Genomic DNA, 26688 nt, shown 5'->3' with positions numbered 1-26688 from the left:
GAAGCCTCCTAATCCCTTAGTGATCTTCCGGTTAAATGAAGAAACACATCTTCAAGCGTAGGCTCCTGTACACGTATACCTTGAACTCGAACATTTGCTTCACTTGCCAGTTGGATTAGATCTTCAAATAAATCATTTGAATAAGAGACAATTCGATACCCATCATCCTGTTGGATAAAGCGCTCAATTTTGTCATGAGCTGTAAGAGCTAACTCAAGTTCCTGACTGCTCGACTCTACCATTAAATGATAGGTGCTACCTTGGTTCACAATATGCTTGATTTCTTCTTGGGTTCCAGCTGCTATAATGGAACCGCGATCCAAAACATACAGTCGGTCACATAGGAACTCGACTTCTTCCATATAATGACTTGTATATAAAACCGTCTTGTTATCCTCCACTTGAAGTTTTTTTATTAAATCAAGTAAATAACGACGAGAATGAGGATCAATTCCCACTGTCGGCTCATCCAATATTAAATAGTCAGGATCATGTATAAGTGCGACAGCTAAATTTAAGCGACGCTTCATTCCACCAGAAAATGTACTTACTTTGTCTTTTCTCCGGTCATTCAACTCGACTTGATTCAACAACTGATCCACTTTTTGTTTAAGCTTAGCACCTTTTAACTGATAGGCTTTCCCAAAGAACATCAAGTTTTCTTCTGCTGTTAGTTCCATATAGAGAGCAAGCTCTTGGGGAACTACACCGATTCGATTGCGAAAGGAAGACAGCTGTGAAAAAACAGGCTTGCCATTAAACAACACTTGACCCTTTGTTGGCTTGCTTAAGCTTGACAGCATATCAATTAACGTCGATTTCCCAGCGCCGTTTGGTCCCAACAGGCCTACCGCTTCTCCTTGTTTTAAATATAATCCCACTTCTTTTATCACTTTAATTGATCCGAATGACTTTTCAACTCGCTCCGTTTCAAGCATGTATGCCACCTCCCATTTACTCTTTCATCATATGGGATCTCTGTATGAGCCACCATTTACTTCAGTCACTCATTTATTCCTATCAATATGACTCCAGTCATGCTAAACATCGTGTTTTAACGCGAGGATCGCCAACTGCGTGCGATCTCTTACTTCCAGCTTTAAAAAAAGCTGACTAATATAGTTTTTTACAGTCCCTACGGTTAAATAAAGCTCATTGGCAATCTCGGCATTGCTTAATCCTTGACCAACTTTCCGAACAATCTCTCGCTCTCGCTCCGATAAATCTGGTAGCTTCTCATTGTTTGGCTCTGTACGCTTCAACAATGCCGGGACAACTTTTGCAGCCACCTGTCCATCAAGAATTAACTCTCCACTTAAAGCTCGTTCAATTGAAGCTACTAAACTTGTCATGTCAGCATCTTTTAACATATAGCCACTTGCTCCTTGTTTTAAGGATTCAAGCGCATACTCTTCATCTGCAAAAGTCGTTAAGATTACAATCTTAACTTGCTTGTTCTGCATCCGGATTTGTTTCGTTGCTTGAATGCCATCCATAACGGGCATCCGGACATCCATTAAGATTAAATCAACATGATTTTTTAATACTTGATCAATCGCTTCTGCGCCGTTGCTTGCTTCCATTACACGATAGTTCCCACCATGTTCAATCATCATCTTTAACCCTTGCCGCACAATTGATTGGTCCTCAGCAATTAGAATGGTTTGCTTCTTTTGATGATCCAATTGGAAATGCCCCCCTCATGACAAAATAGTTGTCTTGATAACCCGTGGTGAATGTTCCGTCCAGTTCCTCGAACCGCTGCCTTAATTGCGTTAACCCAAACCCTTCCACAAAAGAGTGAGGCGTCGCTTCATTCCTTACGGTTGCAATGTATGTGTGCCCACCTGCGATGGAAAGCTCTACACTAATTTGCTTTGCAAAAGCATGGCGCATCGCGTTCGTTAATCCTTCTTGAACAAAGCGGTATACCGCTGTGCTCTGATTATCATCAAGAAATTGTGACAACGCACCAGATTCCGTTTTAAACGATATGTATACTTGACTCTCTGCTTCTAATTTTCTTATTAAACGAACAATCATTGATACACCGCGAATCTCTTCTTTTTCTAAAGCCTTTACTGCTTTGCGCATCTCTTCTAGAGCGGTTCGCGCCGTTTGTTTAGCCTCAATAATATAGGAAGTATCGCCGGTTTCTTTTAATTCGGCGATTTGCAACTGCATTGCTAAAGCCGTTAATTGGTGCCCGACAGAATCATGAACATCGCGTGCAATTCGCGTTCGCTCCGCTTGTTTTGCAGCATCCTCTTCTAACAGCAGCTGGCGCTTTAACATTCGTTGGTCATAAGCTAATTCTTCAATCCGTATTTGCTTTTGTTTGCCTTCTTCTAGCAATCTTAAGACAAAGATCGCAAAAGAAAACACTAGTAGCGCCACGACCATTGAGAATAGGAATTGTGATAGCTTTTCTGATAGAAGGAGAACATGAATACTTACTAAACTAAACAGTAACCCGATTTGCCATAATGGAATTCGGCTACTAAGAAAAGCGAACGAAGCGAATACTAGACTAGCAGCCCAGCCATAGTGCAATTGATACTCGTATGTAAACAAGCAGGCAATAAAAGTTAAAATGCTATATAAGTAAAAGCGAGTTTTCCACAAAGGTTCTGAGCTAGCACCTGCAATTAGGACGCCTGCAGTCAGCCAATATACTGGATTGCTTAACAATGCTTGATCCTCAATCAGCCAGAGTAAAATAGATGTACTAATCAACAGTAGACGCAACCAGAAATACATCTTATTCTCCTAACCATTTGTAATAGTACGTCGTGCCTGTCAGTTCTCCACTTAGAGCTGAACGGGCAAACTTCGGTATGGTGCCAGCGATTTGATAGTGAAGTGATTGATAGAGTGAATTTGCCGGAGACCCTTCTTCCGTATCCAAAACAAGTAAGTAGCGACCGGCCTTTACTGCCTCTTCTTCTGCAGCTTCCATTAACCGTCGTCCTATCCCCAGTCGCCTTGCTGTTGGAGCAACTAGAAGCTTAGCAATTTCTGCCCGATGAAGACCGTTTTCTTTCTGTGAGAATACGAGCTGGACTGTCCCTTGAATGACCTCTTTCTCTTTCGCTATGATAACCAAGTGGAATTCTGAAGGCGTTACCTCATTCCAATAGGTTTGCGCCTTTTTTATCGTCATTGGATGAATAAAATTAACAGAAGCCCCTTCATTTACACACGCAAACAAGAGGTTTGCCAATTGATCTTTATAAGGGGACAACGCTGTGACAACGTGAATCATCCTTCACTCCTCCTTAAGCTTGTACAAGCGATTTTATTGTTTCATACAGCAAATCAGATCTGCTTTCCAGTGATGACAGTTCAAGGTACTCATCTTGTCCATGAAAACCTGCCCCGATTGGACCCATCCCGTCGATAGTCGGCACTCCTAATGCAGAAGCAAAAGACGCATCAGAGCCTCCACCTGATGATGCTTCTGTAATGTTCAGCTGTAACTTCTGACCAATTGTTTTTATTTGACTAAAGAGCGCAACCGTCTCCTGATTTCGTTCCATTGGTGGTCGAGTCAGTCCACCTTCTAGCTTAATGCTTGTGCCTGGAACGACCGTGGTCTGACACAGTTGTGTAATTGCCTGATCAACCTCCAATGCCTGTTCCTTCGTTGAAATACGAACGTCAATTTCTGCTTCAGCATAATCAGCAATCGTGTTTACCGCTACTCCACCTTTTATCATGCCGACATTTATTTGAATGCCTATCTCTTTATTTGACAGACCGTGAAGTCCAATCGTTTTGTGGGCCATTTCTTCAATCGCACTTGCCCCTTTTTCTGGTTCGTTTCCAGAATGGGCTGCGACGCCATACACTTTCAGCGTGTATCGTCCTCCACCTCTACGAAATGTCACCAGCGAACCATCTTTTCTTGCTGGTTCCATCACAAGCACAGCTTTTTTCCCTTTCACATGCGCTTCTATAAAGGACCTAGCTGACGGCGCTCCAATCTCTTCATCGCTTGTAAGCAAGATTTCAACTTCTTTCCTTGCTTCTTCGTTTCGCTCCACTAAGCGTTCCATCGCAAATAGTGTCGTAACAAGGCTCCCTTTCATATCGGCAACTCCAGGTCCAAACGCATAGTCACCTTCAGTCGAAAAAGGACGCGTTGCTGTCGTTCCTTTTGGAAAAACCGTATCCATATGGGCAAGCACTAAAATACTTGGATTAATCGCAGCATCGTCTCGAAGCACGATATGGTTCCCGTATTCCTTTTGCGGTAAAAGCGTTGCCTTAAAGCCAATTCCTTTATAGGCCTCAATCATACGTTTTCCGACTTGGTCCACCCCTGTCTTGTTATAAGAATCACTATCTATATTCACAAGTTCTTGTAAAAGCTCGAGCATTCTGGCTTGTCTTTGCATATAAATCCCTTCTTCTCTACTTGATGTTTTTACTATCGTACCATGATTTTTATTTGAAAAGTGAGTCTAGTCACATTAAAACACATACAGCATTTTATCGAATAAAAAGCGTTTATCTTTGTCGAATAAAATTTTTAGATTTTTTTAAAAATGGGTTGACGCTAGCACAGGAACTGTAATAGTATAGTTTGTAAATAAATAAATTGTTATATAACAGTTTAAAGGAGAGCTGATGATGGATCGTACACAAACCATTAAGAACTTAGAACAGAGTTGGGTTACAGAAAGACGCTGGGAGAACATCACGAGGGCTTATACCGCTGAAGAAGTTGTTGCTTTAAGAGGTTCTATGAGCATTGAATATACCGTTGCCCGACAAGGCGCCAATCGATTATGGACCTTAATGCAACAAGACCCTTTTGTTCGAGCACTTGGAGCATTAACAGGCAACCAAGCTGTCCAACAGGTAAAAGCAGGCTTAAAAGCAATTTATTTAAGCGGTTGGCAAGTAGCTGCCGACGCCAACCTCGCTGGTCAAATGTACCCTGACCAAAGCTTATACCCAGCAAATAGTGTGCCAAAAGTCGTCAAGAATATTAATCAAGCATTACAACGAGCTGATCAAATTGATTTTGCAGAAGGAAAAACGGATACACACTGGTTCGCTCCAATTGTTGCGGATGGGGAGGCAGGTTTTGGTGGTCGCTTAAATGTCTTTGAATTAACAAAAGCGATGATTGAAGCTGGAGCAGCAGGCGTGCATTTCGAAGATCAACTTGCTTCCGAAAAGAAATGTGGCCACCTTGGCGGGAAAGTATTAATCCCAACACGAACAGCCGTGCAGAATTTAATCGCAGCTCGTTTAGCCTCTGATGTATTAGACGTCCCGACCATCATTATTGCCAGAACGGATGCAAATGCTGCCGATTTATTAACGAGTGATATCGACCCCTATGATCACCCATTTATTGCGAGTCAAGAACGCACAGAAGAGGGATTCTACCGGACAAATGCTGGGCTTGATCAGGCTATTGCCCGTGGGCTTGCCTATGCACCTTACGCTGACTTAATTTGGTGTGAGACATCTGAACCAAGCCTTGAAGAAGCACAGGCATTTGCTAATGCCATTCATGCACAATTTCCTGGAAAGTTACTCGCCTATAACTGTTCTCCTTCATTTAATTGGAAAGCGAAATTAACAGATGAGCAAATCGAGACCTTTCAAGAGCAGCTAGGGGAGATGGGCTATAAATTTCAATTCGTCACATTAGCTGGTTTCCACGCCTTAAACAACAGCATGTTCGAGCTTGCAAACGGATACAAAGCCCGTGGAATGGGTGCCTACTCCGAATTACAGCAAAAAGAGTTTTCGAATGAAGTAAATGGCTATACAGCTACTCGGCATCAGCGCGAAGTTGGAACTGGTTATTTTGATGATGTCGTTTCCGTTATTTCGGGAGGAACATCCTCTACGAAAGCAATGAGCGGCTCAACAGAAACTGAACAATTCTCCCATTAATAAAGTAAGTTCATCTGATACGAGAGGGGTACTATTGATGCAAGAACATACAGCTGAATGTGCAAATTGTGGAAAGGTCATCTCCGGTCAACAACCGACGTTTACACAATGTGATCACTGCTTAAGCAAAACAGAAGAATAATGATTCAAATGAAAGAGCTCTTCAGACGAGGAGCTTTTTTAATAGTTACAGCTAAAACCACCTTAAAGAAGGTAGAGAATTCTTTGAGGTGGTTTCTTCAATTTCTTTATTTTGTGCTGCTTTTAAACCGTTCTTTTGCTTCCAGTCTTCGTTTATGCAAAATTGGCTCTGTATAACCGTTAGGCTGATTTACACCCTCAAATACAAGCTCAAGTGCGGCCTGATAAGCAATTGAATGCTTACTTGAAAGCGGGAAATACAACGGATCATCGCCATTCTGTTCATCAACAACTTTAGCCATTCTGCTAAAGGATTGTTCCAATTGCTCTTTAGTACAAACCCCGTGATGGAGCCAGTTTGCAAGGAGTTGACTTGAAATTCGTAAGGTCGCTCGATCTTCCATTAGCGCTGTATTATGCATATCGAGTACTTTCGAGCAGCCAATGCCTTGATCGATCCACCGGACCACATAGCCAAGAATACTTTGGGCATTATTATTTAATTCTTCTTCAATTTGATCAAATGAATAGGTTTCACTCGCCAAAGGTACTTGAAGTAGAAGATCGAGATAATCTTGCCCTTCAGTAAGTAGTCTTTTTTGTTCTTGTCGCACATCTACTTCATGATAGTGAAGTGCATGAAGTGTCGCTGCGGTAGGAGATGGAACCCATGCTGTCGACGCACCTGCTTTAAGCTGTTCACTTTTCATTCTTAATAAAGCAGCCATCTCATCGGGCATTGCCCACATCCCTTTTCCAATTTGTGCTGTACCTTGAAAACCTGTTTTTAAACCTGCTTGCACATTGGCTTTTTCATAGGCGTTAATCCACGCAGTTTTTTTCATCGCATCTTTTCGAACAACCGCTCCTGCTTCCATTGAAGTATGAATCTCATCACCAGTTCGATCAAGAAATCCTGTGTTTATAAAGAAAATGCGTTCTTTCACTTCATTAATGCATGCTTGCAAATTCAAACTCGTCCGGCGTTCTTCATCCATTACGCCAATCTTAATTGTATACCTTGGGACGTCAATCACATCTTCAATACGGTTAAACAGCGTATTTGCAAAAGCGACTTCTTTTGAACCGTGCATCTTTGGTTTAACGATATAGATTGATTGCTGCAACGAATTTTTATGAGGAGAATGACCGAGTAAGTCATGCTTCGCGATTAACGCTGTCACTACACCATCCAGTATCCCTTCTGGAACATCGTTTCCTTGTTCATCTAAGATCGCATCACTCCCCATTAAATGGCCAACATTACGAATGAGCATGAGTGACCTCCCCTTAAGAACAGTCTTTCCTCCTTCTGCTGTTTGAAACACGCGGTCCTGTTTTAACGACCTTGATAATTGCTTATTCCCCTTTTGAAAGGTCGCTTGTAAATCCCCTTTCATCAGTCCAAGCCAATTTCGATAAACGGCTACCTTATCTTCTGCATCAACCGCTGTAACCGAATCTTCACAGTCCATTATCGTTGTTAACGCTGCTTCCAGAACGATATCTTTTATTCCTGCCGAATCACTTGCCCCAACTACATGGTTACGATCAAACTGCAACTCGATTCCGTTGCCATGATGCCGAAATAGCAGCGAAGAAGGATTACTCATTTCTCCCTGAAATCCTATAAACAATGCCTCTTCTTGTAGAGAATCGAAACCGCCTTCAGCCAGCTCAACAATCAATTTATTCTCAACGATACGGTAGGAGACGACGTTTTTGTGTGAAGAGTGCTGAAGCGGCAAGGTTTTATCTAAAAATGCCTTTGCATACGTTATGACAGCTTCTCCGCGCTTGTGGTCATACCCTTCTTGCAATGTTCTCGTAACGGGAATGGCATCGCTTCCATAAAGAGCATCGTAAAGACTTCCCCAACGTGCATTGGCCGCATTCACCGCAAATCTAGCGTTATTTATTGGCACAACTAATTGTGGCCCTGACTGCTGAGCAATTTCTAAATCGATTTTTTCCGTCTGAATCGTTACTTTATCTGGTCTTCCTTCTAAATATCCAATCTGTTCTAAGAAAGTTTTGTAATCACCTTGTTTGTATGACCGGTTTTCTTGATGCCATTTGTTTAGCTGTTGTTGGAATACTGCTCGTTCATTAATGAGCACTTTGTTTTCTGGAGACAGCTCATGAATTATTTGTTCAAACTTGTTCCAAAAAATTTCATACTCTAAATCAAGTCCTGGCATTACCTCTTGTTCAATAAATTGATGCAACACTTTCGCCACGTGTAACTTTCCAATACGTTTATATTCCCTCATCCCATCAATCCTCCAGTTAAATTGAAGCTATTTTCTAAATTGTACTATAACAGAATATCATTTTCAATTACTGTTATAGAATAATAATTAAATTATTTATCGACTTATATGAAATCGCTATTCTTTCTTGAAAATAAAAAGAACCAACACTGTTTTCTACAATGTTCGTTCCAAAAAATTAATCCTAATACTTACAGCACCATTTACAGAAATATCATCGTAACGACCACGGCTAATGCTCCAAACAATAAAGCAAATGGCAGATTCGTCAACATGATTCGATACGGATTCTGTTCTGTATGCCTGGCTGTCATTGTGACAACAATGCCATATGGCGAAATTGTAAATGTTGCTAACGCACTTACAATATACATAATCGTAAGTCCAGCAGGCATGACCGGCATTAAAATCGGTCCAACCACTTCATGGATAAGAACCATAGATGCAATTGGATGAATTCCAACAAATGCTAACGCATAAAAACTAAGTGGAATTGCGCCTAATAATACAACAGGAAATTCGCTAAAAGCTCGTAAAGGCTCCTGAACCATGGATAATAGTTCTGTACCGTTTAAAATACCTGTAAACCAACCAAGTGAGATAAACAGAACTAAGAAAGGATGAATGCCTGATTTAATTTGATGACTAAGTGCTTGTTTTCCTTTTTCTAAAAACGTCTCTGCTTCTCCCATTAACTTCGTCCAGCTATAGGCGAAGAGAGGAATGAGGAGAATAACTGTCATAATAAACGATAGTCCAAGCCACTCACCAACCGCAATAACAAGGATTAAAAAAAGCAACACTGAAGCAAAAAGAGACCGTCTTGAGCGGCCTATTGTTTTATCAAGAGGAGCCAATTCGACTGGAGCGCTTAACCAGAAACGGTTCTTAAGAAGTTCATATCCAGTCATGAGCACCGTTAAAAGTAGCAATAGAGGAAGAATGGAGAGATAGCTTTCGCCTGTTATACCAAGCGCCGTAACGACCATAATTTCCATCGGCATCCATACAAGAGCTAGCGCGTATCCTCTTAGCGTTGTTCTGCTAATTAATCGATCCCGCTTTTTTTTAGGAAGTGTTGTAAGCTCGTCCATAAGTGTATGTTGCAACAAGGGAAGAACAGACAAGTTCATAAAAGGAACAAAGCCATAAGTTGTCAGCAATGAGCGATTCTGGAGTTGTCCCTTTTTTTTCGTCCCTTGGAACAACCATGATTTTACCTGTTGATCATAGCGCAGCGACTCAATTGCAGCTTGCATTAGAGGAACAACTGCCACAAAAACAACAAGCGTTAGATTACTTGAAAACAAACTCGGTAAAGAAACAAGGCTCTGCTCACTAAACGGAAGTAGAATCAATCCACCAAGTAGAAACGCCAGTCCCATCCCCTTAAATAAACGATTTGATTTTGTAAATGAGTAGATAAGCATTGGTATCGCAAGCCAGCCGCTAATTGTAAGCAGTAGCTCCGAGTCAAATGCTAGAGCAAGGAACACTAGAAAAAGCACCGCTCCATAATAAAGACGCTGCACATTAAACCTCCTGCTAATTACATAGTGCTTTCAGTATAGCGAAAAAGGTCTAAAAATGAAACAAGCCAAAGAAACTCATCCCCTAGTCTCTTCGGCTTTGCTTATTCATTCCATTAAAGAGCTTTTACCGCTATGTCTTTTCGATAAAAAAGACCTTCGCTTTTAATAGATGTGCTTGCTTGGTAGGCTGCTGATTGCGCTTCAGCGATTGTTTCTCCTCTTGCTGCGACAAGCAGAACGCGTCCACCATTTGTTTTCCAAGTCTGACCAGCTTGCTTTGTTCCAGCATGAAAAACGAGCGCCGATTCAGCTGCCTCTTCTAATCCTTCAATTGGTACGCCTTTTGCATATGTATCTGGATAACCGACACTGGCATGAACCACGCCAACCACCGCTTCGTCAGACCATTCTAATTCAACTGGTTCCTCCGCAAGCAGCTTTAAAATAACCTCAATTAAGTCGGACTTTAACCGTGGTAAGACAACCTGAGTCTCCGGATCACCGAACCGTGCATTAAACTCAATCACTTTTGGCCCCTGAGTTGTCATCATTAAACCTGCATATAATACACCTGTGAATGAACGCCCTTCTTCAACCATCGCATTAGCTGTCGGCTGTAAGATGTCGGCAACTGCTCTATCTACATCGCTTTGACTAAACTGAGGAACTGGAGAGTATGCCCCCATTCCACCTGTGTTTGGCCCTTTGTCTCCATCCAGTGCTCGCTTATGGTCTTGAGCTCCGACCATCGGAAGAACCGTTGTGCCATTAACAAAAGCCATTAGCGATAGTTCTTCACCTTCTAAATATTCCTCGATGACGACCTGGGCTCCAGCCGCACCAAAAGCATCGTCTTTTAACACATGGTGAAGAGCACCAATCGCTTCTTCTATTGTTAATGCGACCGTTACGCCTTTACCTGCAGCAAGCCCGTCCGCTTTTACAACAATTGGGGCGCCCTCTTGTTGCACATAGGCCACAGCCTCGTCATAATCTTTAAACGTCTTTGATTTTCCTGTTGGAATATGATAGCGGTGCATAATGTCTTTTGCGTAAGATTTTGAGCCTTCAAGCATGGCAGCTTGTTGTCGTGGCCCAAATACCTTAATGTTTTCAAACTCAAATCGATCCACTAAACCTTCAAGTAAAGGAATTTCGGGTCCAACAATTACGAGTCCGATGTCGCTTTGAAATGCAAACTGAACTAAAGCGTCATGATCACCTACTTCAAGTCCAACCGTTGTTGCAATACTAGCCATTCCTGCATTTCCTGGTGCAACATATACATGCTCTACAAGCTTACTATTACTTGCACTCCAAGCAAGCGCGTGCTCTCTGCCACCACTGCCGATAATTAGTACATTCATGCCTGCTCGCCTCCTTAGTGTTTAAAATGGCGCACAGCGGTAAAGACCATCGCAATCCCATGCTCGTCCGCTTTTTGGATCGATTCTTCATCACGGACTGAACCTCCTGGCTGAATGATCGCTGTAATTCCGGCCTTTGCTGCTGTTTCTACTGTATCACCATAAGGGAAGAACGCATCGGATGCAAGCGCTGCCCCCTGAGCACGCTCACCGGCTTGTTCGATCGCAATTGCAGCTGAACCAACGCGGTTCATTTGCCCGGCTCCGACTCCCACTGTCATGTCTCCGTTCGTTAAAACAATTGCATTCGATTTTACATGTTTAACAACTTTCCAACCAAGCTTTAAGGCAGTCCACTCTTCCTCAGTTGGCGTTCTTTTTGTCGGTACAGTTATCGTTGCTTCATCCAATCCATAGAGGTCCTCATCTTGAACTAGAAGTCCGCCATGAACGGATACGAGCTTTGATTCAGCTTTCGTTTGTTCCACCGCAACTTGCAGCAGGCGGATGTTTTTCTTTTTAGTCAGCAATTCTTTTGCCTCTTCACTAAAAGAAGGAGCTAACACGACTTCAAGAAAAATACCGCTCATTTTCTCAGCAGTTACTAAATCAACTTCCTCGTTAACGGCTACAATACCGCCAAAAATTGATTTTTCGTCAGCTTCATACGCTCGATTAAAGGCTTCTGCAATGGTACTACCTGTACCCACACCACATGGGTTCATGTGCTTAATCGCAACAGCTGCCGGTTCAGTAAATTCTTTAACAATTTCAAGAGCGGCATTGGCATCTTGGATGTTATTAAACGATAGTTCTTTCCCATGAAGTTGAGTTGCTTTTGCAATGGAAGAAGGAGAACTGGTTGATTTTTCATAGAAGGCAGCTTTCTGATGCGGATTCTCACCGTAACGAAGCGCTTGTTTATGTGAATAGGTAATCGTTATACTTTCCGGTGTTTTCTCTTCTACAGCTTCAGTTAAATAAGCCGCAATCATCGCATCATAAGCAGCGGTGTGACGAAACACTTTTGCAGCCAATCGTTTTCGTAATGGCTGTTTTGCTTCTTCATCCAGTTTAAGAGAATCAAGCACGGAGTCATAATCGTTTGGATCAACTATAACCGTTACATCGGCGTGATTCTTTGCTGCTGACCGCAGCATGCTTGGACCACCAATATCAATTTGCTCAATCGCCTCTGCAAACGTTGTTTCTGGCTTAGCAATCGTTTCAGCAAATGGATATAAGTTAACGACAACGTAGTCAATTGGCTTAATTTGATGCTCGTTGATCTGTTCGACATGGTCTGCTTTATCGCGTCTTGCAAGCAGCCCACCGTGAATCATCGGATGCAACGTTTTGACGCGACCGTCCAGAATTTCTGGAAAACCCGTTACACTATCCACACTTTGGACAGGAACTCCAGCTTCTTCCAAAGCTCGTTTCGTTCCACCAGTTGAAATAACCTCAATACCTGCATCTACTAACCCTTGAGTAAAGGGAATTAAGCCTGCTTTATCTGATACGCTCACAAGCGCTCGTTTTTTCATTTCTAGTTCCTCCCACTCTGTTCACAAACAAGTTGTTTTACTACGGCTGGGTAAAGCGAATGTTCAACTGTTTGTACTTTCTTCGTTAAGGACTCCCGTGTTTCTTGTAAGGTTAGAGGAATCGTTTCTTGTGCAATAATAGGTCCAGTGTCCATTCCATCATCAACATAATGGACCGTCACACCTGTCTCGCTAACCCCCGCATCGAGAGCTTGACCAATAGCATCAAGACCTGGAAAATGTGGAAGTAGGGACGGATGAATATTGACAATCTTGCCTTCATAAGCCCCGAGCAAGGTCGGACCAATTAATCGCATATAGCCAGCTAACAAAATAAAATCAATTTGCTCTTGTTGCAAAAGAGCCACAATCGCTTGCTCGTACGCTTTTTTTGACTCAAAGGCAGCAGGAAGAACCTGTTCAGCACGGACGCCAAGAGCTGCTGCCTTCTCAAGTACAGGGGCTCCCTGCTTATCACTGATAACGAGTGCAACATTTGCTTCGAATTGATTTGCTTGGGCTGCTTCGATTAAACAAACGGCATTTGAACCCGTTCCCGAAGCAAAAATCGCCAACCTCATCAGTCAATTCCCCCAATGGTCAGCCCTGCTTCTTTTGTTACTCGTCCAATGATATATGCTTTTTCTCCCTGTTGTTCTAATACTTCAATTGCTTCATGAAGGTTTTCTTCTGTTACTGCAAGCACCATCCCAATACCCATATTAAACGTGGAGAATAAGTCTTTATCTGCTAAGCTGCCTTTTTCCTTAATAAAGGAGAAGATGTTAGGTACAGGCCATGAACCGTTATCAATCTCAGCACCAAGACGATCTGGTAACATCCGCGGAATATTTTCATAAAACCCGCCCCCGGTAATGTGCGCAGCTCCCGAAACAAGCCCTTTTCTCATGCACGCAAGCACAGGCTTGACATATATTTTAGTTGGCGTTAACAGTTCTTCTCCGAGCGTTTTACCAAGCTCAGTGTATTCTTCAGACAGACGTAGTTCAGCATCGTGGAGAAGAACTTTTCGAACGAGGGAATAGCCATTAGAATGCAGCCCGCTTGAGGCAAGACCAATTAACACGTTTCCCGCTTGAATATCGTTGCCTGTTATCAATTTACTTTTCTCAACGGCACCGACCGCAAAGCCAGCTAAGTCATACTCCTCTTCGCTATACATTCCAGGCATTTCAGCTGTTTCTCCACCAATTAAAGCACAGCCGGCTCGTTCGCAGCCATCTGCCACACCTTTGACAATTGCTTCAATCTTCTCAGGTTGTGCTTTTCCGCAAGCAAGATAATCAAGGAAATAAAGCGGCTCAGCCCCCTGCACGACGATGTCATTCACGCACATGGCCACAACGTCTTGCCCAATTGTGTCATGCTCGTCTGCCATAAATGCCAGCATCAATTTCGTACCGACACCATCAGTTCCTGAAACAAGGACAGGTTCTTTTAAAGCAAGAGCGGATAAATCAAAGTTTCCTCCGAATCCGCCAAGACTTCCTAAAACACCTTTTCGCTTTGTCCGCTCTACATGTTGCTTCATTCGATTAACAGCTTCATAACCTGCTTCAATATCTACGCCAGCTTCTTTATATGCGTTTGACACGGCTGAATTCCTCCAGTTGTTTTATAGTTTGGCATGGGGATGTAACGTATCTGCATAAATTTCTGTTGGGTACTCTCCTGTAAAACACGCCAGGCACTGGCCACAATTTTGCATCGATTCCGACCTGCCAATTCCTTGTTTTAACCCTTCGGTCGATAAAAAAGCAAGTGAATCCGCACCCATCATCTCGCGCATTTCTTCTATTGAATGGTTGGAGGCAATTAACTCTTCCGTTGTCGACGTATCAATTCCATAAAAACACGGATTTTTTATCGGTGGTGATGAAATTCGAACATGCACTTCTACCGCTCCTGCATCACGTAACATATTGACAATCCGACGACTTGTCGTTCCGCGAACGATTGAATCGTCAATCATTACGACTCGCTTACCTTCGACCACTCCACGAACTGGGGAAAGCTTCATTTTCACGCCTTGTTCTCTTAACTCTTGCGAAGGCTGGATAAACGTACGTCCCACATAGCGATTTTTAATCATGCCAAGCTCATAGGGAATTCCTGTCTGTTCAGCATAGCCAATCGCTGCGGAGATACTGGAATCAGGTACGCCAGTCACAACATCCGCTTCAATTGGTGCCTCCATTGCAAGTTGTTTGCCGAGATTTTTTCTAGCAGTATGAACGTTAATCGTGTCTACATTCGAATCGGGTCTAGCAAAGTAAACATATTCCATGCTGCAAATGGCTCGATTTCCCGGTGAGACAAAGCGCTCGCTCCGCATCCCCGTGTCATCAATCACAAGCAGCTCACCTGGTAAGACTTCCCGTTCAAACTCCGCTCCAATAATATCAAACGCACATGTCTCCGAAGCGACCACATACGCGTCCCCTAAACGACCAATTGATAGTGGGCGCAAACCATTTGGATCAAGTGCAACCATAAGCTGACGCTCGTTCATCACCGCAAAGGCGTATGCTCCTTTTAAAGAGGAAAGCGCATTTCTCATTTGATCTTCAAGTGTATAATATCCGCTGCGCTTAATTAAATGAGCGAGCACTTCCGTATCTGATGTCGATTGAAAAATGGAACCTTGGGCTTCAAGCTGATGTTTCAAATGATTGGCGTTCACCAAGTTTCCATTATGAGCAATCGCCAGTCCGCCTCTTTGCGAGTTAAAGAATAGCGGCTGTACATTTGCATAGCCGCCACCTCCTGCTGTTGCATAACGGACATGACCAATCGCACCTTTTCCTGTTAATTGACCAAGAACGGCTGGATTAAAGACATCATTCACTAGTCCCAACCCTTTATGTGCCGAAAGCTTTTCGCCATCAGAAACAACGATGCCTGCCCCCTCTTGCCCACGATGCTGCAAGCTATGAAGGCCGTAGTACGTAATCTGCGCAGCATCTTTATGACCCCAAACGGCGAAAACACCACATTCTTCATTTAAGCCCTTGATTTCAGCAAACATGGAATAGCCCCTTTCCAGGCTTTCGTAAGCTCTGCTTGAGTCGCATGTAATGTTTCGCTTTCCATGAATTCCATTTTTAAACTGGCTTCTTCTGTTACTTTCCCGATTAATTTCGCGTCCTCAACTATTTGTTCAAACGAAAATTGATTTTCAGGCTGAACGGTTACCACAAAGCGTGACTGACTTTCTGAAAAACTATTTTCAACTGGCAGCGCAAGCTTAATATCCAATCCAAGCGGACCGTCCATCATTTTTTCTGCAAGTGCAACCGCAACACCACCTTCAGCAACATCATGAGCTGAAGAAACCATTCCGTGTTGGATTGCTTGAAGAAGCTGCTGCTGTCTCTTTTTTTCTACTTCTAAATTTATTTCAGGCGCCTTGCCTGAAATCGGACCGACGAGCATTTTTTGGATTTCACTTCCTGAGAATTCCGCTTTTGTATCGCCAATTAAGTAGACTAGATCTCCTGCGTGTTTAACCGCTTGGGTCGTAATATGATCCGTATCTTCAATTAGACCAACCATTCCAATGACTGGTGTTGGATACACCGCTCCGCCTGAACGTTCGTTATACAAGGAAACATTCCCGCCGATAACCGGTGTGTTGAGTACACGGCACGCTTCACTTAACCCATCTGTTGACTTCTCAAGCTGCCAGAAAATTTCTGGCTTCTCAGGGTTCCCATAATTTAAACAATCGGTGACACCAAGTGGAACAGCTCCTGAACAAATTAAGTTACGACTTGCTTCAGCAATGGCAATCTTTCCACCAACTTCGGGATCCAGATATAAATACCTTGAATTACAATCCGTTGTCATTGCTAGCGCCTTGCGCGTCCCACGAATACGGATAACCGCCGCATCTGACCCTGGTGCAACAACCGTATTGGTTTGAACCATATGATCATACTGCTCGTATACCCACTCTTTACTAGCAATTGTTGGTTGCGCAAGTAAAGATAAGAGCGTTTCTTTAGCATCAGCTATTTCAGGAATATACGCCGCTTCCGCCTGGAAAGCATCGTAATATGCCGGCTGTTTAGACGGTTTATGATAGACAGGCGCATCCTCCGCCAGAGCATCTACGGGCACATCAGCAACTAATTCGCCTTTGTGCATTAACCGTAGCCGCGAATCATTTGTCACAACACCTACTTCAACAGCATGAAGATCCCAGCGTTCAAATATCGCTTTAATATCCTCTTCGCGTCCTTTTTCAACAACTAGCAGCATCCGTTCCTGCGATTCAGATAACATCATTTCATATGGTGTCATACCAGCTTCTCGCTGAGGTACAAAATCAAGATTCATTTCAATGCCTGAGCCTGCTTTACTTGCCATCTCGGCAGAAGAAGACGTTAATCCAGCCGCACCCATGTCCTGTATTCCGATTAAAGCGTCGGATTTAACGACTTCAAGGCATGCCTCAAGAAGCAACTTTTCCATAAATGGGTCGCCTACCTGTACAGCTGGTCGTTTTTCATCAGATGATTCGCTTAACTCTTCAGAGGCAAACGTCGCTCCGTGAATGCCATCACGTCCAGTCGCCGCGCCGACATACATGACCGTATTACCAACACCTTTTGCCTGACCTTTTTGTATATCTTTATGATCAATTAACCCCACGCACATGGCGTTAACAAGTGGATTCGCTTCATAGCACGGATCAAATTGAATCTCGCCGCCTACCGTTGGAACGCCGATACAATTACCGTAACCAGCAATACCCGCAACAACTTCTTCAAACAAATATTTCACTTTTGGTGATTCTAATTCACCGAAACGTAGTGAATTTAATAACGCAACTGGACGAGCCCCCATTGAAAACACATCGCGCAAAATCCCGCCAACTCCCGTAGCAGCTCCTTGATACGGTTCAATTGCAGAAGGATGGTTGTGGCTTTCTATTTTGAAGACAACGGCTTGACCGTCTTGAATATCAATAATTCCAGCACCTTCACCTGGGCCTTGTAACACCTTTTCCCCATCAACCGGAAACTTCTTGAGCAGCACTTTGGAATTCTTATAACTGCAATGCTCCGACCACATAACGGAAAACAATCCCGTTTCTGTGAAATTGAGCGGACGTCCGAGCAGTTCCTCAGCTAGTGCAAACTCTTCATCTGTTAAGCCCATTTCCTGATATCGTTTTTCCTGCTTAATTTGTTCTGGACTTGGTTCAAGAAGTAGTGACATGGGATTCCCTCCAGTTGCGTAAAATCGACGTAAATACCGCTAAACCTTGCTCATTTCCTAATAGTGCGTCTACTGCCCGTTCTGGGTGCGGCATCATGCCAAGTACGTTACCTTGCGCATTCACAATACCGGCAATTTGATTTTTCGAACCATTTACATGCTCGTTGTAACGGAAAACAATTTGTTGCTTCGCTGTTAATTCTTTCAGAGTCTCGTCATCACACTCATAGTTCCCCTCACCGTGAGCAACAGGAATTTGAATGACTTCACCTTGGGCATAGCCTGATGAAAACATCGTTTGATTCGATTCAACAACAAGCTCAACCGTGCGACAAACGAACTTCAAATCGATATTACGCTTCATCGCCCCTGGAAGAAGACCTGCTTCAAGCAAAACCTGAAATCCGTTGCAAACACCAAGCACAGGTTTACCGTCACGTGCCGCCGCGATAACGGCAGGCATTATTGGCGCAAAGCGAGCAATCGCTCCAGACCGTAAATAATCCCCATGTGAAAACCCTCCCGGAAGCAAGACAGCATCATAATCATCTAAAGATGTTTCTGTATGAAAGACATACTCTACTTCTTCTCCTAAGCTGTCCTTGATGGCATGAAACATGTCTGCATCACAATTGGAACCTGGAAAAACGATAACGGCAAACTTCATGAGGGAATTACCTCTTCTACTTCAAAGCGGTAGTCTTCAATAACCGTGTTTGCAAGCAGTTTCTCACACATCTCTTTGACGCGACCTTCAATGTTATCAACGCTGTCTACTTGCAGTTCTAAAAACTTCCCGATCCGGACATCGGTCACTTCCTGGTAATCCATCGTATGAAGGGCCCCTTTAACAGCCACACCTTGTGGGTCAAGCACACTTTCTCTTAAAGTAACGAATACATTAACTTTGTACATTACGTACCTCCTAAAGTGATCGATAATCGAAGTTGGTTTTCTCTTAAACCGTTAAACGAGACAGAATTTCTTGATAGCCTTTTTGCAAGTTTCCGAGATTGCGTCGAAATAAATCCTTGTCAAACCGCTCATTTGTTTCTTTATCCCATAATCTACATGTATCAGGCGAGATTTCATCAGCGAGCAGCAATGTTCCTTTATCGGTCCGTCCGAATTCAAGTTTAAAATCGACTAAACGAACGCCGATACGGTCAAACAATTCAATCAACTCGCCATTAACTGAAAGCGCCATTTGTTTTAACTGTTCCACCTCTTCAGTCTTCGCTGCATTTAATAAAGCGATGTGGTCCTCAGTGATCAATGGATCACCGAGGGCATCATCTTTATAATAAAATTCTACAAGAGGCTGATTTAAGCTTTTTCCTTCTTTTAAACCGAGTCGCTTAGCCATGCTGCCCGCAACAACATTACGAACAACCACTTCCAGCGGAACAATCTCAACTTGCTGCACAAGCTGTTCTGTGTCAGATAATCTCCGTACGAAATGCGACGAAATCCCTTTTTCTTTGAGCGTTTCAAAGATGAGCGTAGAGATTTCATTGTTTAACCGTGCTTTGCCGACCAGAACATCTTTCTTTTCGCCGTTAAAGGCGGTTGCATCATCTTTGTACTGCACCCAAAGCAAACCAGCTTCATCCGTCCGATAGATTCGTTTCGCTTTGCCCTCATACAGCAAATTTTGTTTGTTCATCGCTTTGGCCTCCAGTAAAAAGTTAGTTCAATCCTAAACGAGTAAAGATCGTATCAACATGCTTCATATGATGTTCGTAATTAAAGCATTCCTCTATCTCATCTTCATTCAAAACAGAGGTAATGCGCGGTTCAGCTTCAACTAGCTCCCGGAACTGAACTCCTTCTTCCCAAGCCTGTGTTGCTTTTGGCTGGACCAAATCATACGCTTCTTCTCGGACCATGCCTTTGTCGATCAAGCTTAGAAGAACACGCTGTGAGTAAATCAAGCCATAGGTGCGCGTCATATTGCGCTTCATATTTTCTGGGAAGACAGTCAGGTTTTTAACGATGTTTCCAAAACGATTTAACATATAGTTCAGCGCAATCGTTGCGTCCGGTAAAATCACTCGCTCAGCTGAGGAATGAGAAATATCTCGTTCATGCCAAAGAACAACATTGTCATAAGCGGTATTCATGTAACCTCGAACAAGGCGCGCAAGACCAGTCATGTTTTCTGAACCGATTGGGTTCCGTTTATGCGGCATTGCTGAAGAACCTTTCTGTCCTTTTGCAAAAAACTCTTCCACTTCTCTCAGTTCACTTTTTTGCAACCCACGAATTTCTACCGCAAATTTTTCAATTGATGTCGCGATTAAGGCTAGGCTTGCCATGTACTCTGCGTGACGATCGCGCTGCAGTGTTTGCGTTGAAATTGGCGCTGCATTTAATCCAAGCTTTTCACAAACAAATTCCTCAACTCGAGGATCAATATTTGCATATGTTCCAACTGCACCAGATAGTTTACCAAAACGAACACCCTCTGCCGCATGTTCAAACCGCTCAATGTTTCGCTTCATCTCTTCGTACCATAGGCCAAGCTTTAACCCAAATGTCGTTGGCTCAGCGTGAACGCCGTGGGTACGACCCATCATTATCGTATATTTATGCTCCTGTGCTTTTGCTTTAATAATATCCAAGAAGCGCGTTAAGTCGTTGTGCAAAATGTCATTTGCCTGCTTTAAGATGTAGGAAAGAGCCGTATCGACTACGTCAGTCGAAGTCAGACCATAATGGACCCACTTTCGTTCTTCTCCAAGTGTCTCAGAAACCGCTCGCGTAAATGCCACAACATCGTGACGCGTTTCTTCTTCAATTTCCAAGATCCGAGCTACATCAAAACTAGCATTTTCGCGGATCTTTGCTACATCTTCTTTCGGAATGTCGCCGAGTTCAGCCCATGCTTCACATGCAACGATTTCCACCTCAAGCCACGCTTTATAGCGGTTTTCATCTGTCCAAATTGCCCCCATCTCCGGGCGGGTATAACGTTCTATCATTTGTTGGTTCCTCCAAAAGCTTAATGTAGTATGTGCTGCATCCAAAATTGATCAAGCACGTTCACGCACGCATCTGTGTCTGTTCCAAGCACGGTTAAGTGACCCATCTTACGCTTCACTTTCGCTTCCTTTTTTCCATATAAATGAAGGGAAACCTGCTGCAAGTTATCGAGTCGCTCCATTAAAGGTTCCATATGTTCACCTAGAACATTCTCCATCACAACAGGACTTAGAAGAGCGGAAGAACCGAGCGGTAAGCCGCAAACTGCGCGAATATGCTGCTCGAATTGAGAGGTTTTGCACGCCTCTATTGTATAATGCCCCGAATTATGAGGTCTAGGGGCTAGTTCATTAACAAGAATAGCGCCATCTTTCGTTACAAACATTTCTACTGCGAGCGTTCCGACAACATCAAGTCCCTCGCCAATTCTTTCTGCTATTGCAACTGCCTCTTCTTCCATATCTTTTGTAATACGGGCAGGTACAATTGTCCGGTAGAGCATATTGTCACGGTGCTCATTCTCTGCTACAGGAAATACGGTGACTTCACCATTACGTGATTTTGTTAGAATAACAGAGATTTCGAGGTCAAATGGAATAAACTGCTCTAACACAAGCTCACCGTGGGGAAGCAGCTTTTCAATTGCTGCAGTTAATTCACTTTCCGTTTTAACAACAGCCTGCCCCTTGCCATCATAACCACCTCGACAGGTTTTTAAGACAGCAGGTAAACCTGTTTGATTAATCGCCTCAGACCATTCATCTTTTTTTGTAATTAGAGCAAACGGAGCAACTGGAACATCCAGTGAAACGAGCGCTTCTTTTTCTTTGACCCGGTGTTGCGTTGTTCTAAGTACGTTGAATCCTTGTGGGAAGTCACTTACAGCGCTTAACTGCCGTGCTGCTTCCTCGTCAATGTTTTCAAATTCATACGTAATCACGTCGCTTTGGGCAGCAAGCTGCTTACACGCCTCTATGTCGTCATAATTAGCCGTAATGACGTAATCGGCTACTTGCGCACAGGGTGCATCTTCCGTCGGATCAAGTACAGCTATCCGATATCCCATTTGTTTGGCAGAAAGAGCCATCATTCGCCCAAGCTGTCCACCACCGATAATGCCAATTGTATCTCCTGGTTTGATTTGTCTCATACTAGATCCTCGCTGCTTCGCAGGACAGCTGCTTTTGTTCTTTCTCTTCGAGCGAGCAAGCGGTCTTGTATCTTTGTATCACATGTACCAACAATTTGAGCAGCAAGTAACCCCGCGTTTGTTGCGCCTGCTTTACCAATGGCGACGGTAGCTACAGGAACTCCACCAGGCATTTGTACAATCGATAAGAGTGAATCGATTCCTTTTAACGACTTCGATTCAATTGGAACACCCACTACAGGCAAGATTGTTTTCGCTGCTACCATTCCTGGTAAGTGCGCTGCACCACCAGCACCGGCAATAATCACTTTAAGCCCACGTGTTACGGCTGTTTCAGCGTACTCAAACATTAAGTCCGGTGTGCGATGTGCAGAGACAACTTGTTTCTCGTAAGGTACATCTAGTTCATCAAGTACATCACAAGCAAGCTTCATTGTTTCCCAATCAGACGTGCTTCCCATAATAACACCAATCACGGGCTCAGCCATGGTTCATCCTCCAATATGCATTGATAGTACTTCCACAGAACACAAAAAACACAGTTCCAATAACGATCACCTGAGAGAAAGTAGGAAACTGTGCTCGTAAGTCTGCGGAAAATAGGCAAGACTTATCCACTTCCCTCATAGTCTAACAATTTACGGTCGTTAGGTAGAAACGTTCAGGCCCTATCCCTGAGATTATATGAGGCATTTATTCGTTTATATCTTATTCGCTCTTATAGTTTACGTCCCTTATCCTTCTATGTCAACAGATACTCGAACATTAAAATCATACACACTCAACAATGTTCGTTTTTAATGTAAACACTAAAAAATATCAAATTCACTTATGGATGCATACGATAAGGTAAATGCCTATGTCTGGAGGGACATTGAATGCGTTCATATGAACAGCGTACAAAACGATTTTATTTGTTCATTGCTTTTGGGTTAGCATGGAGTTTAATCGCAACAATGCTAACAGAACCAGCTCTACCAAGTGCTTCCTTCACCTTATTTATAGCGATAGCTCCTTTATTTGCTGCTTATGTCTTGCATATTACGAGCTATCCACAGTCATTTTTAGATCGTTCACTGATGCGAATACGCCCCAATATCTGGTGGATCTGTGCTTTATTAATCCCCATACTGTATGGCGCTGTTCTCGTTTCCACTTACTCATTACCTTTACTTTCAACGGTTTATCACCCTCTTTGGGTACTTGTTTTCTTTTATTGCTTGTTTCAAGAAATTGGCTGGCGCGCTTTCTATCAACGTGAGCTACATGTATACTCATTTTGGTTTTCATCATTAACTGTTGGGGCGATTTCTGCCTGTTGGCATATTCCGATCGTGCTTGTGCTATTTCAAGCAACAGACCTACAAATAATTGCGCTCATTTGTTTTCATTTACTCAGCGCAGCACCACTCGCATTTATGATTGCAACCAGTCGGTCCGTTATTCCAGCTGCCATCATGCACACTCTTTTTCTATTATTGTTCATTCTATCAATCTCCTTCATACAAGCGTTTATTGTTTATTCCTCAATGTTACTGTTGCTAAATGGGCTGATTATGTTAATGAATGCGGTTTTCCCTCAGCTTTACAAGCAAACTTTTACACTTTGAAAAGAACAACCTGCTTTTCTGATCTGTTATACTTACTGTTAACAACAGATGAGGAGTGGGACAGCTTGTTTACGTATAAACTGGATGAAGACGCTTACTTGAAACCACTAGAATTACACGAGGCACAAGATTTTTTTGATTTAATCGAACAATCCAAGTCACATCTTCGTCCTTGGATGCCATGGACAGACTGGACCAATCAAGTGAAAGACACAGAAGGGTTCATTCGCTCCACCATGGAACAAGTTGGTCGAAACGACGGCTTTCAAGCTGGTATTTGGTACAAAGGAAAAGCAGCCGGTGTGATTGGTTTTCACCGGGTTGATTGGACAAATAAAGCAACCAGCATAGGGTATTGGCTAGGAGAAGCATTCATTGGAAAAGGGTTGATGACAAAAGCCAGTGCTCCCCTCCTTGAACATGCCTTCACCGCTTATGACTTGGAACGAATTGAACTGCGCGCCTCCACTCAAAATAAAAAAAGCCAGCTGGTGGCTGAACGCCTTGGCTTTACGAAAGAGGGAATTGCCCGCCGCGCAGAGTGGGTAGATGGACAGTTTCACGACCATATCGTTTATAGCTTGCTGAAGGAAGAATGGAAAAAGTCGTATTCTTTCTAATAAAAAACACGAATACTGACGCCACAGAAGAACTTTTTTGGGGCACGGGCTCAGCCTCTTACGCGAAAAAACGCCATTCCAGCGGCTTCAGACACGTGCTACCCCCGCAGAAGACTCTGGTTCTCCTTACGCTTGTTTCGATGAATACTACGAAGAGACGATCAATCTTAATTAAGATTGATCGTCTTTTTTTTCTTAGCTTACTTTATTTACGCTTTTTCACTTTCCGAGTCTTTTAATTTCCCTTCAAACACAATTTGCTGTTTGATCCATTCGGGCTCTTGTTTTCCTTCTTTTTTAAAGACAGGCTTTTCCATCCGTCTTACTGGTTGATAGCCAGCTTGATCCATCCGTAGCAAACAGTCGCCAATTGATTCATTTGCTCCGACTTCAAACAGTTGCTTTTTTTGTTTCAAATATAACCCTCACTTTGTTTACTCATTTGTTTGTAGTGTAGCATGTTTTCTTTCAATTTGTTTCAAATTCCCTTTATTCGGGTAATTATGTTTTCACGCTACCACGAAAGGAAGAATCTATGAAAAACATATTAAAAATTTCGAGTGCATTTATCGGCGTTCTCGTCGGCGCTGGCTTTGCTTCAGGTCAAGAACTCTTGCAGTACTTTACGAGTTACGGTCATTTAGGAACGATAGGAGCTTTTGTAACAATAGCGATATTTGGTTATATCGGATTACTATTACTACGGCTCGGAAGTCGAACAAAAGCCGAATCTCATCAAGACGTCATTCACCGCATCAGTGGAAAGTTCTTAGGCACAATTATTGATTACATATTAATTGCTATTTTAGTCGGTATCGGGACTGTTATGATAGCTGGATCAGGAGCTATATTCCAGCAGCAATTCGGGCTACCTGAGATAGTTGGAACGCTACTAATGACCGTTCTAGTTATTATTACCGTTTTATCAAACGTTGACCGTGTTGTGAAAGTAATTGCGGCCATTACGCCTTTACTTATTGTATTTGTATTATTTTTATTTGTTTACAGCTTGTCCACAATGGATACAAGCTACACAGCGCTTGAACCGCTTGCAAAAGAGCAACCGTCAGCGACTGGGAACTGGTTAGTCTCTGCCATCAATTACGTTTCACTCGGTATTGCTATGGCTGCCCCAATGGCAATCGTAATGGGTGGAGACGAATCAAGTTCGAAGGAAGCATCACTTGGAGGCTTAGTTGGCGGACTGGCTGTCGGTCTTCTTGTAGTCATTTGTCACTTTACGTTGTTTTCTCGTATGGACGTCGTCGCAGGTCTAGATATGCCGTTCCTCGGCCTAGCAAATGATGCATCCATCTACATTGGTTTGCTGTACTCTGTCATTATCTTCTTAATGATTTATAACTCAGCAATAAGTTTATTTTTCTCATTCGGAACGCGTTTCTTTGCTCCTAAAACAAAGAAATTTAATATCCTTGTAATCACATTTATTCTTGGAGGATTTGCAACAAGTTTTGTCGGCTTTACTGAGCTGGTTTCCCTATTCTATCCAATCTTCGGATACTTAGGAATGCTGCTCATTGTCATCCTATTAATTGCGCCTTTTAGACTTAAGATTGCTAAGTCTTAAAAAAACCGTCCTTCTATTGGACGGTTTTTCTCTAGTTACACAGGCCAATATTTTCGCTCAGGTCGCCCGACTATTCCATACTCGAGCTGTGCTTTTGCTTGCCCCACAGAAATTAAATATTCTAAATAGCGTCTTGAGGTTGTCCGTGACGCACCAAACTTTTTTCCTATGGCCTCAGCGGTCTCTCCCTCTGTTTGCTCCTTTAGTAGCGCTTGCACTTTTTTAAGCGTTAGTTGATCAATACCTTTTGGCAAATCAATCGTATGAGATGTTGCCTCGACCTTACTTTGAAAAAATTGATCGGCAATTGTCTGAGTAATGGGATCTTGATTGTTAACCCACTCTTTTAAAGTAACCGCTTTTTCGATTGCTAGTTTTAATCGAGCAAGCGTAATCGGCTTTACCAAGTAGTCTGTAACGCCTTGCTGCAGCGCCTTTACAAAGACGTCCTTTTCAGTCGCAGCTGTAATTAAAATAACCTGCATAGAGGGCAATTGAGCGTGAAGCGAGGCTAACAAATCGACTCCAAGCTGGTCAGGCAAATACACGTCGAGCAAAAGTAAATCTGGTTGATACTGACGAGCAAACAGTAAAGTCTCTTTTGCATCTCGAGCCTTAGCTACCACTTTCACTTGATCGATCTGTTGTAAAAATTGTTCATGAATGTCAGCTACTCGAAAATCATCTTCGGCAATCATGATCTTCATTC

The 26688-nt window shown here is 43.0% G+C and carries 25 protein-coding genes and 1 riboswitch; of the genes, 4 read left to right on the top strand and 21 right to left on the bottom strand.

Annotated features, from left to right (window positions below):
• Window positions 1-8: 8 nt before the first annotated feature.
• The 5 genes from JOC54_RS10990 to JOC54_RS10970 all read right to left on the bottom strand — a co-directional run bounded on the left by JOC54_RS10990 (window position 9) and on the right by JOC54_RS10970 (window position 4400).
• The gene (locus tag JOC54_RS10990; RefSeq protein ID WP_204466349.1) at window positions 9-938 is read right to left on the bottom strand and encodes an ABC transporter ATP-binding protein; all 930 of its coding nucleotides are present in this window, start codon (window positions 936-938) and stop codon (window positions 9-11) included.
• A gap of 102 nt (window positions 939-1040) precedes the next feature.
• On the bottom strand, window positions 1041-1685 hold the full coding sequence (locus tag JOC54_RS10985) for a response regulator (RefSeq protein ID WP_235194580.1): 645 nt from the start codon (window positions 1683-1685) through the stop codon (window positions 1041-1043).
• Entirely contained in the window at window positions 1648-2760 is a 1113-nt protein-coding gene (locus tag JOC54_RS10980) for a sensor histidine kinase (protein ID WP_204466348.1), read from the bottom strand. Before JOC54_RS10980 ends, JOC54_RS10985 begins: the two co-directional genes overlap by 38 nt.
• A gap of 1 nt (window position 2761) precedes the next feature.
• A complete protein-coding gene (locus JOC54_RS10975) occupies window positions 2762-3265 on the bottom strand; it encodes a GNAT family N-acetyltransferase (protein ID WP_204466347.1) in 504 nt (167 codons plus the stop codon).
• 13 nt (window positions 3266-3278) lie between these two features.
• On the bottom strand, window positions 3279-4400 hold the full coding sequence (locus JOC54_RS10970; RefSeq protein ID WP_204466346.1) for a M20 family metallopeptidase: 1122 nt from the start codon (window positions 4398-4400) through the stop codon (window positions 3279-3281).
• Between the two features lie 235 nt (window positions 4401-4635).
• Between JOC54_RS10970 and aceA the strand changes: the two genes are divergently transcribed.
• Entirely contained in the window at window positions 4636-5919 is a 1284-nt protein-coding gene (gene aceA / locus JOC54_RS10965) for an isocitrate lyase (RefSeq protein ID WP_204466345.1), read from the top strand.
• A gap of 248 nt (window positions 5920-6167) precedes the next feature.
• On the opposite strand, the gene JOC54_RS10960 is transcribed toward aceA, so the two are convergent.
• The 14 genes from JOC54_RS10960 to purE all read right to left on the bottom strand — a co-directional run bounded on the left by JOC54_RS10960 (window position 6168) and on the right by purE (window position 22649).
• A complete protein-coding gene (locus JOC54_RS10960) occupies window positions 6168-8333 on the bottom strand; it encodes a malate synthase G (RefSeq protein ID WP_204466344.1) in 2166 nt (721 codons plus the stop codon).
• A gap of 203 nt (window positions 8334-8536) precedes the next feature.
• Window positions 8537-9865 carry a hypothetical protein gene (locus tag JOC54_RS10955; protein WP_204466343.1) on the bottom strand — a complete coding sequence of 443 codons (1329 nt, stop codon included), beginning with the start codon at window positions 9863-9865 and terminating at the stop codon, window positions 8537-8539.
• Window positions 9866-9978: 113 nt separating this feature from the next.
• The gene (purD, locus tag JOC54_RS10950; protein ID WP_204466342.1) at window positions 9979-11232 is read right to left on the bottom strand and encodes a phosphoribosylamine--glycine ligase; all 1254 of its coding nucleotides are present in this window, start codon (window positions 11230-11232) and stop codon (window positions 9979-9981) included.
• Window positions 11233-11246: 14 nt separating this feature from the next.
• Entirely contained in the window at window positions 11247-12779 is a 1533-nt protein-coding gene (purH, locus tag JOC54_RS10945) for a bifunctional phosphoribosylaminoimidazolecarboxamide formyltransferase/IMP cyclohydrolase (protein ID WP_204466341.1), read from the bottom strand.
• Between the two features lie 2 nt (window positions 12780-12781).
• Entirely contained in the window at window positions 12782-13360 is a 579-nt protein-coding gene (purN, locus tag JOC54_RS10940) for a phosphoribosylglycinamide formyltransferase (protein ID WP_204466340.1), read from the bottom strand.
• On the bottom strand, window positions 13360-14394 hold the full coding sequence (purM, locus tag JOC54_RS10935; RefSeq protein ID WP_035419920.1) for a phosphoribosylformylglycinamidine cyclo-ligase: 1035 nt from the start codon (window positions 14392-14394) through the stop codon (window positions 13360-13362). Before purM ends, purN begins: the two co-directional genes overlap by 1 nt.
• 21 nt (window positions 14395-14415) lie before the next feature.
• A complete protein-coding gene (gene purF, locus JOC54_RS10930) occupies window positions 14416-15828 on the bottom strand; it encodes an amidophosphoribosyltransferase (protein ID WP_035441041.1) in 1413 nt (470 codons plus the stop codon).
• The gene (purL, locus tag JOC54_RS10925; RefSeq protein ID WP_204466339.1) at window positions 15804-18026 is read right to left on the bottom strand and encodes a phosphoribosylformylglycinamidine synthase subunit PurL; all 2223 of its coding nucleotides are present in this window, start codon (window positions 18024-18026) and stop codon (window positions 15804-15806) included. Before purL ends, purF begins: the two co-directional genes overlap by 25 nt.
• A complete protein-coding gene (gene purQ / locus JOC54_RS10920) occupies window positions 18010-18693 on the bottom strand; it encodes a phosphoribosylformylglycinamidine synthase subunit PurQ (protein ID WP_054793757.1) in 684 nt (227 codons plus the stop codon). Before purQ ends, purL begins: the two co-directional genes overlap by 17 nt.
• Window positions 18690-18941, bottom strand: coding sequence for a phosphoribosylformylglycinamidine synthase subunit PurS (gene purS / locus JOC54_RS10915; RefSeq protein WP_035419916.1), 252 nt, complete (start codon window positions 18939-18941; stop codon window positions 18690-18692). The genes purQ and purS overlap by 4 nt, the downstream gene beginning before the upstream one ends.
• Before the next feature lie 43 nt (window positions 18942-18984).
• Window positions 18985-19692 carry a phosphoribosylaminoimidazolesuccinocarboxamide synthase gene (purC, locus tag JOC54_RS10910; protein WP_204466338.1) on the bottom strand — a complete coding sequence of 236 codons (708 nt, stop codon included), beginning with the start codon at window positions 19690-19692 and terminating at the stop codon, window positions 18985-18987.
• A 22-nt stretch (window positions 19693-19714) separates the two neighbouring features.
• Window positions 19715-21010, bottom strand: coding sequence for an adenylosuccinate lyase (gene purB, locus JOC54_RS10905; protein WP_204466337.1), 1296 nt, complete (start codon window positions 21008-21010; stop codon window positions 19715-19717).
• Between the two features lie 20 nt (window positions 21011-21030).
• Window positions 21031-22161 carry a 5-(carboxyamino)imidazole ribonucleotide synthase gene (purK, locus tag JOC54_RS10900; protein WP_204466336.1) on the bottom strand — a complete coding sequence of 377 codons (1131 nt, stop codon included), beginning with the start codon at window positions 22159-22161 and terminating at the stop codon, window positions 21031-21033.
• Entirely contained in the window at window positions 22158-22649 is a 492-nt protein-coding gene (gene purE / locus JOC54_RS10895) for a 5-(carboxyamino)imidazole ribonucleotide mutase (protein ID WP_204466335.1), read from the bottom strand. Before purE ends, purK begins: the two co-directional genes overlap by 4 nt.
• 118 nt (window positions 22650-22767) lie before the next feature.
• Window positions 22768-22869, bottom strand: a riboswitch (purine riboswitch).
• 170 nt (window positions 22870-23039) lie between these two features.
• Here purE and JOC54_RS10890 point away from each other — a divergent pair.
• Together JOC54_RS10890 and JOC54_RS10885 are read left to right on the top strand one after the other, a co-directional pair.
• Window positions 23040-23771 (top strand): hypothetical protein, encoded by a 732-nt coding sequence (locus JOC54_RS10890; protein WP_204466334.1) that lies wholly within the window; start codon window positions 23040-23042, stop codon window positions 23769-23771.
• Between the two features lie 65 nt (window positions 23772-23836).
• A complete protein-coding gene (locus JOC54_RS10885) occupies window positions 23837-24391 on the top strand; it encodes a GNAT family N-acetyltransferase (protein WP_204466333.1) in 555 nt (184 codons plus the stop codon).
• A gap of 209 nt (window positions 24392-24600) precedes the next feature.
• On the opposite strand, the gene JOC54_RS10880 is transcribed toward JOC54_RS10885, so the two are convergent.
• Window positions 24601-24807, bottom strand: a complete 207-nt coding sequence (locus JOC54_RS10880) for an NETI motif-containing protein (protein ID WP_204466332.1) — start codon at window positions 24805-24807, stop codon at window positions 24601-24603.
• A gap of 119 nt (window positions 24808-24926) precedes the next feature.
• Here JOC54_RS10880 and JOC54_RS10875 point away from each other — a divergent pair, with 119 nt between their 5' ends.
• Window positions 24927-25979, top strand: a complete 1053-nt coding sequence (locus JOC54_RS10875) for a YkvI family membrane protein (RefSeq protein ID WP_054793759.1) — start codon at window positions 24927-24929, stop codon at window positions 25977-25979.
• A gap of 35 nt (window positions 25980-26014) precedes the next feature.
• Here the strand turns inward: JOC54_RS10875 and JOC54_RS10870 are convergent, their stop codons facing one another.
• The gene (locus JOC54_RS10870; protein WP_204466331.1) at window positions 26015-26686 is read right to left on the bottom strand and encodes a response regulator; all 672 of its coding nucleotides are present in this window, start codon (window positions 26684-26686) and stop codon (window positions 26015-26017) included.
• Window positions 26687-26688: the final 2 nt, after the last annotated feature.

This window comes from Shouchella xiaoxiensis, assembly GCF_016907895.1.
GTDB classification, from domain to species: domain Bacteria; phylum Bacillota; class Bacilli; order Bacillales; family Bacillaceae_D; genus Shouchella; species Shouchella xiaoxiensis.
This window is presented reverse-complemented; position numbering and strand designations above follow the sequence as displayed.